General features: G+C 36.0%; 16 protein-coding genes and 1 riboswitch. Of the genes, 7 read left to right on the top strand and 9 right to left on the bottom strand.

What is annotated here, in order from left to right; translation table 11 throughout:
• Positions 1-131: 131 nt before the first annotated feature.
• A complete protein-coding gene (locus OCV70_RS15085) occupies positions 132-308 on the bottom strand; it encodes a hypothetical protein (protein WP_288217402.1) in 177 nt (58 codons plus the stop codon).
• Positions 309-336: 28 nt separating this feature from the next.
• A complete protein-coding gene (locus tag OCV70_RS15080; protein WP_334292270.1) occupies positions 337-612 on the bottom strand; it encodes a hypothetical protein in 276 nt (91 codons plus the stop codon).
• Between the two features lie 149 nt (positions 613-761).
• Positions 762-859: riboswitch (THF riboswitch) on the top strand.
• A gap of 70 nt (positions 860-929) precedes the next feature.
• On the opposite strand from OCV70_RS15080, the gene OCV70_RS15075 reads away from it, so the two are divergent.
• The 3 genes from OCV70_RS15075 to OCV70_RS15065 all read left to right on the top strand — a co-directional run bounded on the left by OCV70_RS15075 (position 930) and on the right by OCV70_RS15065 (position 2,227).
• Positions 930-1,496, top strand: coding sequence for a folate family ECF transporter S component (locus OCV70_RS15075; RefSeq protein ID WP_117854164.1), 567 nt, complete (start codon positions 930-932; stop codon positions 1,494-1,496).
• Between the two features lie 232 nt (positions 1,497-1,728).
• A complete protein-coding gene (locus OCV70_RS15070; RefSeq protein ID WP_015541274.1) occupies positions 1,729-1,902 on the top strand; it encodes a hypothetical protein in 174 nt (57 codons plus the stop codon).
• On the top strand, positions 1,889-2,227 hold the full coding sequence (locus OCV70_RS15065) for a type II toxin-antitoxin system RelE/ParE family toxin (RefSeq protein WP_117854163.1): 339 nt from the start codon (positions 1,889-1,891) through the stop codon (positions 2,225-2,227). Before OCV70_RS15070 ends, OCV70_RS15065 begins: the two co-directional genes overlap by 14 nt.
• 171 nt (positions 2,228-2,398) lie before the next feature.
• Here the strand turns inward: OCV70_RS15065 and OCV70_RS15060 are convergent, their stop codons facing one another.
• The gene (locus OCV70_RS15060; protein ID WP_117854162.1) at positions 2,399-2,791 is read right to left on the bottom strand and encodes an MmcQ/YjbR family DNA-binding protein; all 393 of its coding nucleotides are present in this window, start codon (positions 2,789-2,791) and stop codon (positions 2,399-2,401) included.
• Between the two features lie 399 nt (positions 2,792-3,190).
• Here OCV70_RS15060 and OCV70_RS15055 point away from each other — a divergent pair, with 399 nt between their 5' ends.
• Both OCV70_RS15055 and OCV70_RS15050 read left to right on the top strand, forming a co-directional pair.
• Positions 3,191-3,532 (top strand): plasmid mobilization protein, encoded by a 342-nt coding sequence (locus OCV70_RS15055; protein ID WP_173765497.1) that lies wholly within the window; start codon positions 3,191-3,193, stop codon positions 3,530-3,532.
• Entirely contained in the window at positions 3,481-4,860 is a 1,380-nt protein-coding gene (locus tag OCV70_RS15050; protein ID WP_262579815.1) for a relaxase/mobilization nuclease domain-containing protein, read from the top strand. Before OCV70_RS15055 ends, OCV70_RS15050 begins: the two co-directional genes overlap by 52 nt.
• A gap of 23 nt (positions 4,861-4,883) precedes the next feature.
• Here the strand turns inward: OCV70_RS15050 and OCV70_RS15045 are convergent, their stop codons facing one another.
• Positions 4,884-5,297, bottom strand: a complete 414-nt coding sequence (locus tag OCV70_RS15045) for a winged helix-turn-helix domain-containing protein (protein ID WP_005426519.1) — start codon at positions 5,295-5,297, stop codon at positions 4,884-4,886.
• A 118-nt stretch (positions 5,298-5,415) separates the two neighbouring features.
• Between OCV70_RS15045 and OCV70_RS15040 the strand changes: the two genes are divergently transcribed.
• Together OCV70_RS15040 and OCV70_RS15035 are read left to right on the top strand one after the other, a co-directional pair.
• Complete coding sequence (locus OCV70_RS15040) at positions 5,416-5,790, top strand: BlaI/MecI/CopY family transcriptional regulator (protein WP_092073165.1); 375 nt, start codon at positions 5,416-5,418, stop codon at positions 5,788-5,790.
• 10 nt (positions 5,791-5,800) lie between these two features.
• On the top strand, positions 5,801-7,597 hold the full coding sequence (locus OCV70_RS15035) for a BlaR1 family beta-lactam sensor/signal transducer (RefSeq protein WP_262579814.1): 1,797 nt from the start codon (positions 5,801-5,803) through the stop codon (positions 7,595-7,597).
• A gap of 27 nt (positions 7,598-7,624) precedes the next feature.
• On the opposite strand, the gene OCV70_RS15030 is transcribed toward OCV70_RS15035, so the two are convergent.
• From OCV70_RS15030 to OCV70_RS15010, 5 genes are all read right to left on the bottom strand, one after another.
• Positions 7,625-8,872 carry a DUF6070 family protein gene (locus tag OCV70_RS15030; protein ID WP_262579813.1) on the bottom strand — a complete coding sequence of 416 codons (1,248 nt, stop codon included), beginning with the start codon at positions 8,870-8,872 and terminating at the stop codon, positions 7,625-7,627.
• Positions 8,859-10,016 carry a DUF6070 family protein gene (locus OCV70_RS15025; RefSeq protein ID WP_118063462.1) on the bottom strand — a complete coding sequence of 386 codons (1,158 nt, stop codon included), beginning with the start codon at positions 10,014-10,016 and terminating at the stop codon, positions 8,859-8,861. The genes OCV70_RS15030 and OCV70_RS15025 overlap by 14 nt, the downstream gene beginning before the upstream one ends.
• A 40-nt stretch (positions 10,017-10,056) precedes the next feature.
• Positions 10,057-12,159 carry a penicillin-binding transpeptidase domain-containing protein gene (locus tag OCV70_RS15020; protein ID WP_262579812.1) on the bottom strand — a complete coding sequence of 701 codons (2,103 nt, stop codon included), beginning with the start codon at positions 12,157-12,159 and terminating at the stop codon, positions 10,057-10,059.
• 429 nt (positions 12,160-12,588) lie between these two features.
• Positions 12,589-13,530 carry a DUF1848 domain-containing protein gene (locus OCV70_RS15015; protein WP_117854156.1) on the bottom strand — a complete coding sequence of 314 codons (942 nt, stop codon included), beginning with the start codon at positions 13,528-13,530 and terminating at the stop codon, positions 12,589-12,591.
• Positions 13,531-13,920 carry a hypothetical protein gene (locus OCV70_RS15010; RefSeq protein ID WP_147343027.1) on the bottom strand — a complete coding sequence of 130 codons (390 nt, stop codon included), beginning with the start codon at positions 13,918-13,920 and terminating at the stop codon, positions 13,531-13,533. It lies immediately after the preceding gene.
• Positions 13,921-14,017 lie beyond the last annotated feature (97 nt).

Below are 14,017 nucleotides of genomic sequence, written 5' to 3'. Positions count from 1 at the left end.
TTGTATTTTATGGAAGCCAACCTCCGCCTCTGGCTCGCGCCGGATTTTACTTGTTAAAAAATCCATTTTCATTATAACATCGCCAGGGGAATTTACAAGCCCCCTCAAGCTTACGATCAACCTCTTTTCAGCTAAACTCCAGCACCATCTGCCCGTCGAGGAGGCGGGATCGCAAGTGTGGTATGAAGTGCTTTCTCGTAGGTTCGCTTTGTCATGCAGCCGCTGCAGTCGGCGCCGTAAGCAGCCAGTTCCTGTCCTTCCCCGCATGGGTAAACCGTCATTCCATGGGCAGCCGCGATCTGGATCATATTTTTCCCAAGATATAAACGGTCCGCCTTAGAGCGTGTTTGAAAAATCATAACGCAATATACAAAACGCCAAGCGTACCCAGACCGCAATGGCTGGAAACCACACCGCCTCTACTGTTTCCCGGTCACAGCCGGAATGGGTGATAAACACACGTTCCGGTCTCGCATTTTTTAAGTCATTTTCCATATTTTTTACGTAGGACATGATCACAGAAGCAATTTTCCCCCGATATTTTTTGAAAGCATTCATAGCACCATTTCCCACCACGATCTTCGGATGCAGCTTTAAAACACCGCCTGCCATGGCCGCTACCGCATTGCAGCGTCCACCGCGGTATAAATAGGATTGTCAATAGGTATTGGTATTCCTGAAGCCCGCATTTTTATCTAACTTTACGTATTTTTTACTTGCTTTTTTCAGCAATCTGCTATATACTGTCCCTTGTAAAGTAATGCAGAGTAAGTTCATGAGCGTAAAGTGCCTTCCGGATGGAGAGTTGCCGGAGGACGAAAAGAGAAATCTTGCGGTTCGTGGATTGCTTCTCGCTGCAACAGAAGATAAATATGAATCCATAGATTATCTCCTATTGTGAGCGAAAAAGAAAAGGAGGTAATTTTTTTATGGAGAAAACAAAGAACATGTTTCTCACTTCAGCCAAAGAGCTGAAAACCACTTCTACCCTGGCAGTCTGTGCAATGCTCGCTGCCCTGGCACTGATCTTAAATTCAGTCGCTTCTATCAACATCGGTCCCTATGTAAAAATTGGATTTTCCGGTATTCCAAATCAGATTGCGGATTATCTGTTTGGACCTGTTACAGGATGCCTGTTCGCTGGTGTGCTGGATATTGTGAAATTCTTTATCCGCCCTGATGGACCATTTTTCTTTGGCTTCACCTTTAATGCAATGCTCGCGGCATTTATTTACGGATGTTTTTACTACAAGCATAAACTCACCTTCCGCCGTGTACTGATTGCAAAACTGGTAGTGGTTCTGATCGTAAATGTCCTGTTAAACACCTTATGGCTGGACATGCTCTACGGAAAGGGCTTCCTGGCAATCCTTCCAATGCGTACGGTAAAGAACCTGATCATGTGGCCAATTGATTCCTTTATCTTCTTTACTATCACAAGATTGATTGAGCAGACAGGGATTTTTAATCTTTTTAGAAAACCGGCTGTAAACTGATTTTATTTGTAAAGTAAGCGCTTAATTTTCTATGGTACTCGAAAGTTAAGCGCTTACTGTATTTCCTGCCTCATATCTTTCCTTAATCCAACAACGGATATATAATTCTTGGTCTGACGGACGCTCCTGCAAAATAATTCAATTGTATTGCTGCCCATTCTATGCTAAACTATGGATAGATACTTCTGAACAACATACACTATTTATAAACCGTATGATTGGAGTGATTTTCATGGAATTAACAAAAAAAGTCCCTACAACCGATAAAAGCCAGGAAAACAATCATCTTCTCCGCATGTTAGACCGGGGAATTGATGATATGGAAGCTGGTCGTGAATTGCCGCTGGAAGATGCTTTTCGCAAAATCACAGAATTAAGGGATGCACGAAGAAATGCAAGAATATAAAATTATTTTAACCTGGGAAGCAATTTACGATGTCACAGACATTGCAGATTATATTGAAGAAGAATTCAGCCAGCAACGTGCTGACCGTTTTCAATCTGATCTGAAAGAACAAATGCAGAATTTAAGCCAGTTCAGTACTGCCTTTCCCCGAACTCAAATTCTGTACAGAGGATATTCCATACATAAAAGATCTTTTCCGCCATCTATTATTTTTTATATTATAATGGAACAAACAAAAGAGATTCATATTCTCCGAGTGCTGCGCCATGAACGAGATTGGGAAAATATCCTGCTGCAAAGATCAACTTATACATATCCAGAATAAATACCTGGGAGCCGATCAGAGATTTTTCTGAAAGGCTTCCTTTTTAATTACTTCCCACTGTCAAGTCAAGCGGATATTCGCAATCCGCTTCGCTACTTGCTCATAACCGAATGCTGCTTCGCAGCTTATCAGGAGTGGCTAGCACCACTCCTGATACAAGCAAGTCCCAAACTACTGCTTATTGTTTTGCGAAATTGAAGCAGGGGACTTGCTTGATTCGGTTAAATCATAACTCATATCCAGGAAATCCAGCGTCTTGGCTTCACTGACAGATTCATCCAGAAGAATCGTAATCCAGTGCCGCTTATTCATATGATACCCCGGTAAAAATCCATACGTTTGAATTAACATCCCAACCAGATCAGGGTCACATTTTACATCCAGGATATTAATTTTTCCATCTTCTTCTAATCCCAGTGTTTTCTTTTCCACTGCCATAATTATAGCATACCATTTTCCATTTTTATGTCGAAGCACCGCAGAATCAGGATCTTTTTTCCATAAATATTCCGGTTCCGTTCCATATTGCTCTTTCACATATTGAAAAATTTCCTCACGTTTCAAATTTATCCCTCACTTACGATTTCTTGCTCTGATTATACGCTATCAAGATTATATTCTCAACCACTTCTCACAGTTCCATTTATGTCTTATAGCTTTTGCATAGCCTGCTTTGCAGACTACACCCCAAAAGAAGCAAGCACTGCCAGTGTCATGACAACTGGCTCATTTTGTCAAATTCCCTTTCCGGTTCATTCTACCAAAATGTATCAGGGAGTATCCCTGGCCCTCTCATATTTTATAATTTCTTAATTTGACGCTTTCACCCAGTCCTGTTAAAATAACTTACAGATACATCTGTCCAAACCAACAAAAAACCAAGTACCATAACTGTCATAGCCGAACTGGTTAGACAGTTTTTTGTACTCTTTTTTATAGAAAAAAACGAATTGGAGGATTTCAATGAGCAAACGTACCAGAATTCATCCCGTACAATTTTATTTGAATGATGACGAACAATACATTTTAGAAGAGAAATATCGTCTTTCCAGAATGAAAAGCAAATCTGCCTTTCTACGGAAAATGATCTTATATGGATTTGTATATGAAGTAGACTACTCTCATATCCGAAAAATGAATACCCTGCTGGGCAATATCAGCAGCAATTTGAATCAGATCACCCATCGTATAAACAGTACCAATACAATTTACCAAAAGGATCTGGACGATATAAAGGAGTTAATAGAAAAAATATGGCAGTTACAAAAATCCATGGTATCAAAACAACCGTTGATAAAGCAATAGAATACATCTGTAATCCAGATAAAACAGACCAGAATCTATATATTTCTTCCTTTGCCTGCTCTCCCGAAACAGCCGCTCTTGATTTTAAATACACTTTGGATCATACACATGATTGCAGAGATCCGCACAATACAAATAAGGCATTTCATCTGATTCAGGCATTTTCCCCTGATGAAGTTTCCTATGAGGAAGCCCATCAAATAGGCAAAGAACTTGCGGATCGCTTACTGGATGGAAAATACTCCTATGTCCTGACAACACATATTGATAAAGGTCATGTACATAACCATTTAATTTTCTGTTCTGCAGATAATATCACTTTTTCTCATTATCATGACTGTAAAAAGAATTACTGGAAAATACGAAATCTCAGCGACACTTTATGCCAGGAACATAACCTGTCCACAATTATGCCAGATGGTAAAAAAGGAATGAAATACAATGAATGGGCTGCAAATAAATCTGAATCCAGTAAAAAAGCGCAGCTGCGAAAAGATATCAACCAGACAATCCGAATCGTTTCCACTTACTCAGAATTTCTTGCATTTATGGAAGCTAAAGGATATGAAATAAAAAACGCAGAATTTGGCGAAAACAGCAGAAAATACATTACCTTTCGTTCTCCCGATATGTCCCGTCCAGTGCGTGGAAGTACTAAATCTTTAGGAAAAAATTTTACTAAGGAACGTATCAAAGAACGTATTGAGAATAAACTCCAGAGAACTGCCATTTCTTCTGTTCGCAAGAAGTTAATAGACACCAACGCTCCCAATATAACAGGAAACATCGGCCTTCAGAAATGGGCAAATAAGGAAAATTTAAAGATTGTTTCTACTACATATAGCCAGATGCTTACACATAATCTACATAATTTTTCAGAACTTGAAAGCCGCATAACCTTGTTACATATGCAACAAAAGGAGGTAAATACCACTGTCGTCTCTCTTGAATCACAGATCCGACATCTTCGAGAACTGCTAAAATACGCTGAACAATATCAGAAAAATAAAATTTATAACGACCATTATAAAAGCTCAAAAGATTCGGATCGTTATTTCCGTAAATATGAATCTCAAATTATCCTTTTCGCTGGTGCCGAGCATATTTTACAGGAAAATGGTATAGACCTGAAACAGCTCAATACCAATAAGTTACAGGCTCAAATTTCAGAGCTTATTTCCAGAAAGAAGTCAATAAATACTCAATATGTTTCCTTTCGGAAAGAAATGAAAGAATTGGAATTGATACATCAAAACTTGTCCAAGTATCTAAAACCGGATGATCCTGAAATAGAAAAATCTTCCCATAACAAACTTCCTTCTTTGTAAAACCATAATAATAGGCAGCGATTTCACTCGCTGCCTAAATTCCCGTTAAACCGATATCCTACACCTCGTACTGTTTGTATATATAATGGTTGTCCAGGATCATCTTCTATTTTTTCTCTGATATTGCAGATATGTCGCATAACCACATTATAATCACCGGAATAAGGTTCATTCCATACCAGATCATAAACCATTTCTTTTCCAAATATTCTACCTGGACTTTTCGCTAAAAGAAGTAAAATATCATATTCATATTTTGAAAGATGAACATCACTATCATTCTTTTTAACAATTCGTTCCTGTAGATATATTTTTAATTCTCCAAACCTTATAATTTCCGGTATGAATTGGTTTTTATGTTCCCAGCTAGTCAATATGTTTTCACTTATGCTTCCATTAGCATCTGTGATTCTCTCAATAATTTCTATCTTTTTCACCTTTATTGCCTCTACATTATTAATTTTATATTCTATATATCATCTGCCATTTGACTTTTTTCTTCTACAAGTAATATAATATATTTATTACATATGTAGGATTTAGCAGGAGGATTTTATTATGTCACTACCCCAAATTTCAGAAGCCGAATTTGAAGTTATGAAAATTGTATGGAAATATGCTCCCATCAATACAAATGAAATTACAGAAAAACTTACTCTAACTACCAGCTGGAGTCCAAAAACAATTCAAACTCTTATCAAGAGACTTGTTTCCAAAAAAGCTCTTTCCTACGAAAAACAAAGCCGGGTATTTGTCTATACTCCATTAGTCCAAGAAGATGAATATATACGCCAGGAAAGCAATTCTTTTTTAAAGCGATATTATAATGGAAATCTTTCTTCTATGCTGGCTTCTTACCTTGAAGACGATAAGCTCTCTTCAACAGAAATTGATAACTTACGCCATTTATTATCAAAACATCAGAAATAGGAGGTTTTGAATGAGCAACTGGATCATCCACTTTTTAATCAGTAATATCTTCATATGTATTTTTACACTTGTAATAATCGGAACAAAAAAACTTCTGAAAAAATATTTATCTGCGGCTACACAGTACCATCTCTGTTTTCTTTTATTTTTATTACTTGCCGTGCCATTTTTTCCTGTACAGATTCATGGCTCACAACTTTTTTCATGGTTACATTTTTTTCAAACTGACTCAGGACTTAACTCTGGTACCGACACGCTATCCGAACTTACCAGTAATACACAAAATATTTTGTTAAACCAGGTGAATGATTTTTCAGTTTCCATCAGTAGTCAATTTTCTGGAGGCTTGAATACCATACTCTTTCTAATATGGATAACGGGTGTTATGATTATGTCAGTCCTCACCCTTCATTCATTAAACTATGTACGTTCCATAAAAAGATCTGCTCTCCCGCTTCAAAATCAGCAGGTAAAAACTATTTATTACAATTGTTTAAAGGAACTTAAAATCTCTCACCCAGTATCAATCTACAGTACTGCATTTTTAAAATCACCAGTTTTAATCGGAATAATACATCCCAGAATTTACATTCCCATCCATTTAATTTCCGAACTGAATCCTGATGATATGCGTTTTATGCTGCTACACGAATTACAGCATTACCGTCACAAAGATACATTTATTGGCTTCCTCATGGTCATAAGTAATATACTCTACTGGTTTAACCCTTTTGTTTGGTACACTTTAAAAGAAATTCTCTGTGACCGTGAAATAGCCTGTGATTCTGCTGTATTGCAGATGATTTCTGCTGATGAATACCAAGCTTATGGAACTACACTGATTAATTTTGCAGAAAAAATATCCTCTTTTTCCTCTCCACTGGCAGTTGGAATGTCCGGAAATTTCAGGCAGATGAAACGACGTATTCTCAACATCGCCGTTTTTAGGAAAGAAACTCTTTATCAAAAAATGAGAGCATTGATAATTTATCTGGTCATTAGTGCTGTTTTTATTGGATGTACACCCATTTTATCCATTGATGCCTCTACTCAAAGCGTATATCATTTTAGTGATACAGACAAAAATATCTCCCTGTTAGATATATCCGAAACATTTGGAACATATGATGGATCATTTGTTTTGTATGACAATAATTTGGATTCCTGGAAAATATACGATCTTGAAGAAGCCACCAAACGTATTCCGCCAGAGTCTACCTACAAAATATACGATGCATTATTAGGGTTGGAATCCGGAATCATCACACCAGAACACTCTTCCATGACATGGAATGGTGATGCCTTTCCTTTTCCATCCTGGGAAGCTGATCAGGATTTAAACTCTGCTATGCAAAATTCCGTTAACTGGTATTTCCAGGCAATTGATTCGCAGCTCGGAATTAACAGAGTCCAGGAATTTTTGAATAAAATAGAATATGGAAACCAGACAACCAGTTCAAATCTGGATTTATACTGGTCCGATTTTTCATTAAAAATCTCGCCTTTAGAGCAAGTAACATTATTGAAAAAATTTAACACAAATGAATTCCATCTAAATTCCCAAAATGTATTTTCTGTTAAAAATGCTATAAAAATTGCCAGTACACCTAATGGTAATTTCTACGGAAAAACTGGAACCGGTCGTGTCAACGGACAGGATATCAACGGCTGGTTTATCGGATATGTAGAAACTTCCGATAACAGCTATTATTTTGCAACCAATATCCAAAGTGATTCTAATGCAACTGGAAAAAAAGCATTTGAAATCACTTCTGATATCTTAAAAAAATTACATATATGGAATTAACAAATATGAAAGGGCTGATAGTTGTTATCAGTTCTTTCTTTTTATTCTATATTGATATTTGGGAACTTCTTTCGTACCATTATTCAGAATTTTATTCCCCATATATTTAAAACTCTTATCATCGTTGAACTTAACAGTCAGCTCACTTGTAATAACGGCATCATTACATATAAATGTATCACATACAGCATCAACAACCAGCACACTGTTTCCCTCTCCGCTATCTCTTATTTCAACGACCTCCGGTAAAGATGTTCCAAAATAAGTAGGGCTATAATTTAAACAGCCTAATCGTTCCCAGTCATAAGTTTGATGTTCCGAATCAAATACTGCCCATTTTTTAATTTGCTCCGCTGTTATCGGCAAAAACTCCATTATCAGATTTTCAAACTCTTCTGCCGGAATTCCACTTGAGTTACCTGAAAACTCATATCTCTCCCCGTATTTCATTCGATATAAATATTCATATAAACCATTATAATCTAACCCTTCCATATCAGATCTATCCCAATCAGAACATAAAAGATTATTCCCCTGATATCCAAGCAAATACACACACCTCTTTGAAACTTCCCTGCATTCATCACTTAAAGGTTTAATTCTTATCATAGAACTGCCATCAACCGCTTCTGATACTTCCGGATATTTTGGAACACATAGCGTATAACCAAACCAGCCTTTTTCTGTATATTTCCATTCTTCTATCCTTGTATACGAAACATATACAATAGATGGATTGTCGTTCATACCCCAAACAACTTTCACAGCCAACAAATACATATCTGTCCCATCATAATTGAATTTGAGTCTTTCTATCCCACCATCCCTGTTAATCCTATATAAGACGATATCTCCTGGCAGATCCTGTTCTGCCTTGAAAAGAAATTCTTCCATTTTAGAATAATTAGCCATATTTGAATACGGCGCTGATGTAATAACAGGGACATTTTTTTCCTTTAATACTTCCTGCATTTCTTCCATTACTGTCTCAGAAACTACTACATTCGATGAAGTTCCTTTATCCGCCTTTTGATAAATGGCTTTCATCTGATTCATAACATTCTTACAATCTTCAATAGCTTCTTCTTTCACGACTTCATCTACTGGCAAATCATATCCTCTTTCTTGTACAGCATAATTCGCAGTTTCCTGTGAAATATATTCTAAATCAGCCCCTTTACATTTTGTATTTCCTATGAAAAAGCATCCCAAAATAAATAAAACACTCACCATCTTTTTCAGTTTTCTTTTTGTACTCATATCAATTATCTCCATAACATTCCTCCCACTTTTCGTCTGATAATCTTTCCGTATACCAGGTAACCTCTATTTCTGACCTTGATACATAATTGGATACATATTGAAATCTATCTTTATCTAACAGCCGAATGGTTACGCTATGACAAAACGCCTGATCTAATTCTTTTTGTGGCCATACCGCATTTACTTCCAGTGTTATTGTTCCATCTTGATTTTCTATGTAGGAAACAACTTCCGGATATGGAATATATGGTGTGGGAGCAAAATCATATACGATTCCTCTGGTTCGATACCGATATGTCTGTGTTTCCGTGTGAAATACCGTTCCTGTCTGCAGTATCTCTGCGCTTATATTAAAATATTTTTGAAATATCGCTTCAAATGATTCTTTTGGGATTTCATAAGTCTTTCCTTCCTTAAATTCATCAGTTTTTTCTTCCATTGAAAGTAAACGGTCAAAAACATCATAAAAATTTATTCCATCATAATTTTTTTCACTCCAATTAGAAGTAAACAATTTATTAAGTGTATATCCAAAAGGAAGTATATATTTTCGATTCAGCTCCCTGCATTTTTTATTTAACGGCACTACCCGAAAGGCCCGATATCCAGACGGTCCATCATATCCAGCCGGATGATATTCTTCCATAAAGAAATACCCGTTTTCTGTATATTTCCATGAATTAGCTCTAAACTCATGATAATATGTTTCCTGCCAAGTGTCCTCTTTCCATTTAAAAGAGCTTACTTCAACGTCTATTTTCCCCTGTTTGGTTTTCAGATCATACCGGATAAAATGATCCCCTGCTATAACTTGAAATATAGTAGTTTTTCCATTTTTCTCTTTTTCTGCTTTTTTCAAAAAATCATCTACTTTAATACTTTGAACCATATCCAGCTGATTGTAGGAATCAATTACTGCATATCCATATTTTCCAAAATAATCCATACTTTTTTGTATTGTACTCAGCTCATATAGTGCATTTTCTTTCACAGCATTCTCATATATGTTCCGATAGCCTTCTGCTAGCATTTCACACTCTCTGTAAATTTTTTCTTTCGTATCTTCAATTGTCTTTTTCTGCTCTTTCTTTATGCCACATCCACTACAGACAGCAAGAAAAATAACTCCCACAAATATTTTCCAAATTTTTTTCATATCATTTTCCTCTTACATTTGTAATATTTAAAGGTAAAAATTATTCATTACCAAGATATTCATCCAGTATCGCCTTATCCTTTTCCACCACATAACCGCTTCCTCCAATATCTTTCACATTCTCTACCATACTGATGAGCAAAATAGGATTCTTTGTATCTCTATCTGTAGTAAAAACTGTAAACCAGCCAATTTCTGTTCCAGATGTATCTTCTTTTGTAGCTTTCAGTTCCGCTGTTCCGGTTTTTCCTGCTAATCTAATGTCTTCCCGGCATGCTCCATAACCAGTTCCTTCCGGGTTATTCACTACACCCTCTAACCCCTCCATAACCTCCGAAACAATTTGTGGTGAAAAAGCATCTTTTATCCAGATTTCACTGGAAGTGCTTCCACCATCCGCGTGAAGATATGGCTTTATCATATTTCCATCATTTAGAAAAGCCGTATAAATGCTTGCAAGATGCAAAGGATTTACCAGAATCTGTCCCTGTCCATACCCACTGTCAGCAAGCTGGATTTCTGTTTCTATCTTGTCCATATTAGAATATTGGGACTCTGACATTTTAATATCAAATGGAAGTTCCTGATTAAATCCTATTTGATTTAGAGACTGCATCAGTTGATCCGCACCAATTTTTAATGCTGCTTTTGCAAAATAAATATTATCTGAATAAATAAGCGCATTTTTCAAGATCACAGGTTCATAATCATGAAGTGTAGTCACTGTATAATCTCCCCACGAGGAATCTTTCTGCCACGCCAGACCCTCATTTCCAAAATCGTCATTTGCAGTAAATGCCCCCACTTTTAATCCAATTGCAGCAATTACAGGTTTAAAAGTTGAGCCAGGACACCATGTCTGGCGAAAGCGGTTGTATAAAGGCCTGTCTTCATTTTCATTTAATGCACTCCACTGGCTGTTGTCCATTCCACGTACAAAATCATTATTATCATAAGATGGCGTACTTACCAACGCCAATACTTCCCCTGTATAAGGATTCAAAGCTACAGAACATCCTCTGTCTTCTTTAAATTGTTCATAAAGAGTACTTTGAAGATCACCATCAATCGTAGTATGGATATCTTCTCCATCTTTTCTAGGCTCATATGCAATAACACTTTTTTTATTTCCATTTGCATCTACAATACAGATTTCACACCCATCTGTTCCTTTTAGTTCTTTTTCATAAAGCGTTTCCAGTCCAGTCTTTCCAATCACACTGTTTGTACGATACCCTTCCCCTTTATGTTCCTGCAAATCTTCGGCTGTAACCGCCTGTACATACCCTACCAGATGAGAGGCAGCTTCTTTTAGATAATAAGTTCGTACTTTTACATCAGATAACATAATACCTGGAATCTTCAATAATGTGTCCTGCTTTTCTTTTTCTTCCAGAACAGTTTTATCCGGATTCACTGTCAAAAGATCGACCTCTTGTATTTTAGGAATTGTTGCTACTGGTACAAAAGAATCTGCTTTTACCCAACCGGCTTTTAACTTATCCTCAATTTCGTCTGCTCCAATTCCAAGATACTCTGCCAGTTTTTTTATTGTATCTTCTCTGTTCTCCATCCTGCCCGGAACAATTCCTACCGAAGATGCAGTTCCCTCTCCAGCCAACTGACGACCATTTCTGTCTAAAATATCTCCTCTCTTTGCCTCTTCTGACGTTACCTGAACTTTATCCGTTGCAGATAACTCTGGAAAAATCAACTGATCCTGCCAGATTAAATGATATCCTGTCCAATCATGTGAAAATACCGCATCGTTGGTAAATTCTACATTTCCTGCAGCAGTCTGCATATTTGTTGTATAGGAAACTGCCGCATTTCCGTTTTCTTGTCTTTTTACTGTAATATCGGTTATGGACAGATCAGACATCTCAATGCCTTCATATATTTTAGAATTTCGTTCTATAAATTCTTCCTTACTGTTCATGCTGCTTTTTTTCTGATCCAGCATGGCATACATTTGCTCATATTCCCCTTTTTCAATATATTTCATATATTCCATTAGTCTTTTTTCAGGAACATTACAATTCATTATTGTTACAATACCGATTCCACCACCAATCAATATACCGCTAAATAAAACTATTTTTGTGATAGTCTTCGTGTGTTTTTTCCTTTTCGTTTTTCTCATATAGTTTTATTTCTCCTTTTTTCGTATTTTCTTAAATATTACACTTGTAATATTTAAACGTCAAGTTTTTTCTTAGGTTTATATATGTAAACAAGAGGAAAGATTTGGATAAAAAAAGAAAGGGCATCTCAAAGCCCTCTTTGATAAAGAACTTTACCGACACCCTGAGGTAATGGTTTCTCCGGATGTTTCCCAAACGCTATAATCACTCTCCAGAAGAACCAAAAACGATTTTTAATTTTCTCTCAGAAAAAAAGAACTACTCTAAATCTTGGGCGGAAAGATTTATCTGGCTGTTTTCTGGTACACATTTGTATGTTTTATTCTCCATATTCATCTTGTTTTGCATTTTTGTGTATCTCATCTAAAATTTTTAGAGCCAAAATGGAGCCAATTATACTCCAGCAAATATATGATGTAATTATGCATTCACATATCAAAAATGCTTAGCTGTGTTTCTTTTAATGAACCCACTTTTCTGATAGTAATTTTGTCATCTTCTTGGACTTGACCACATAGAAGTGGTGACGATGGATCATATTTGGCAGCATTTGTTTCTACGCTTTTTGAACTATAATTTGCATAACAATATGCACATCCATTTTTACATGTATTATAAGTACCTATTTCAACACTTTCAACACATCCGCATTCTATACGCTGATTTTTGTCTTTGCCAACATTGAGTTTACATCCAATTATTTTTTCAATTAATTCTCTATCTATGCAGCAATTATGAACTATACCACATTCATCCAAATCTATTTTTTCTGCACAGCTTCCAATCTTAATATTATTATCCGCTGCTATCTTACTTAATTCCATAGCAAATTTTCTCAGCTCATCATCATTTAATTCATAACTCGACAAGCCCTCCATATTTTTTTTATTCTTAGGATATAAATCAACAAAGCTAATCACGCATTTTTCTGTGTATCCGCTTAAAGCTTCGGCAATACTTTTAAATGCCTTCAAATGATATTCTTTCGTATATCTATCAGAAAAGAATATAGGATCATATCTCCAAATCACTTTTTGTTTACCAATTTTTTCAGATAGATTTTGAAATACCGGAATCATTTTTGTTTTTTTATTTGGCAAATTAGCCTCAACATCATTTCCGTATCCAGTTAATGTGAATTGAAAATAATAATTATAATCTTTTATCTCGTCTAACCTCTTCATCATTGGCAAAGGATTCTTTGTCCAAAACACTATGCAATCTACAACATCTGGAGTGATTTTTATTTCACTTATCTGATGAGCATTCATAGGATTACGAACATATAAAAATCCTTCTTTTATTCTATTATAAAACCATTCCGAATAATAATTAGGAATATCCGTTCTTCTACTTACACTTAATATCATCTAATCCACCCTTTCAAACATAATAACCTGATATCTAATATGCTTTACTCTTAAAACAGGCCATCTGCTTAAATATTTCTGACAATCAGATTGACAATTCTTTTCTTGGATTTTGTAATTCGCACATTCCATATACAAATTTTTCACAAACTCCAATGCCACTGAAGGATACTGAAAATCGTCATCTAATGAGACAATGCCATTATCACAATTAAAATATGTATATTGAGTATATGGCCATTTTGTTTTAAACCCATTCTTACCTATCGCTTCAATTATACATTTTGTTTTTTGCATATCTCTATCCATACTTCCCTGATCTTCTCTAAGAGAAATACAAACAAAAAATCTATTTTTTTGTATCTTCTTTGATGAAAAGCTATTTGCCATAGCATTCAGTTTGCAAATTCTGCCCGAACGGTACGCCTATTCTGAAATTAGCGGTACATCCATTCTGATTTAGCGGTATGCGTTTTCTGCTCAAAGC

The sequence above is a fragment of the Blautia acetigignens genome, assembly GCF_025566865.1.
Lineage (GTDB): Bacteria > Bacillota > Clostridia > Lachnospirales > Lachnospiraceae > Blautia_A > Blautia_A acetigignens.
The sequence above is the reverse complement of the archived record's forward strand: the minus strand, read 5'-3'. Positions and strand labels throughout refer to the sequence as shown.

What these genes read in the sequence shown, in the direction of transcription:
- OCV70_RS15085 (WP_288217402.1), bottom strand. Translation starts at nt 308, where the DNA reads ATGATCCAGATCGCGGCTGCCCATGGAATGACGGTTTACCCATGCGGG.
- OCV70_RS15080 (WP_334292270.1), bottom strand. Translation starts at nt 612, where the DNA reads ATGGCAGGCGGTGTTTTAAAGCTGCATCCGAAGATCGTGGTGGGAAAT.
- OCV70_RS15075 (WP_117854164.1), top strand. Translation starts at nt 930, where the DNA reads ATGGAGAAAACAAAGAACATGTTTCTCACTTCAGCCAAAGAGCTGAAA.
- OCV70_RS15070 (WP_015541274.1), top strand. Translation starts at nt 1,729, where the DNA reads ATGGAATTAACAAAAAAAGTCCCTACAACCGATAAAAGCCAGGAAAAC.
- OCV70_RS15065 (WP_117854163.1), top strand. Translation starts at nt 1,889, where the DNA reads ATGCAAGAATATAAAATTATTTTAACCTGGGAAGCAATTTACGATGTC.
- OCV70_RS15055 (WP_173765497.1), top strand. Translation starts at nt 3,191, where the DNA reads ATGAGCAAACGTACCAGAATTCATCCCGTACAATTTTATTTGAATGAT.
- OCV70_RS15050 (WP_262579815.1), top strand. Translation starts at nt 3,481, where the DNA reads ATGGCAGTTACAAAAATCCATGGTATCAAAACAACCGTTGATAAAGCA.
- OCV70_RS15035 (WP_262579814.1), top strand. Translation starts at nt 5,801, where the DNA reads ATGAGCAACTGGATCATCCACTTTTTAATCAGTAATATCTTCATATGT.
- OCV70_RS15030 (WP_262579813.1), bottom strand. Translation starts at nt 8,872, where the DNA reads ATGGAGATAATTGATATGAGTACAAAAAGAAAACTGAAAAAGATGGTG.
- OCV70_RS15025 (WP_118063462.1), bottom strand. Translation starts at nt 10,016, where the DNA reads ATGAAAAAAATTTGGAAAATATTTGTGGGAGTTATTTTTCTTGCTGTC.
- OCV70_RS15020 (WP_262579812.1), bottom strand. Translation starts at nt 12,159, where the DNA reads ATGAGAAAAACGAAAAGGAAAAAACACACGAAGACTATCACAAAAATA.
- OCV70_RS15015 (WP_117854156.1), bottom strand. Translation starts at nt 13,530, where the DNA reads ATGATATTAAGTGTAAGTAGAAGAACGGATATTCCTAATTATTATTCG.
- OCV70_RS15010 (WP_147343027.1), bottom strand. Translation starts at nt 13,920, where the DNA reads ATGGCAAATAGCTTTTCATCAAAGAAGATACAAAAAAATAGATTTTTT.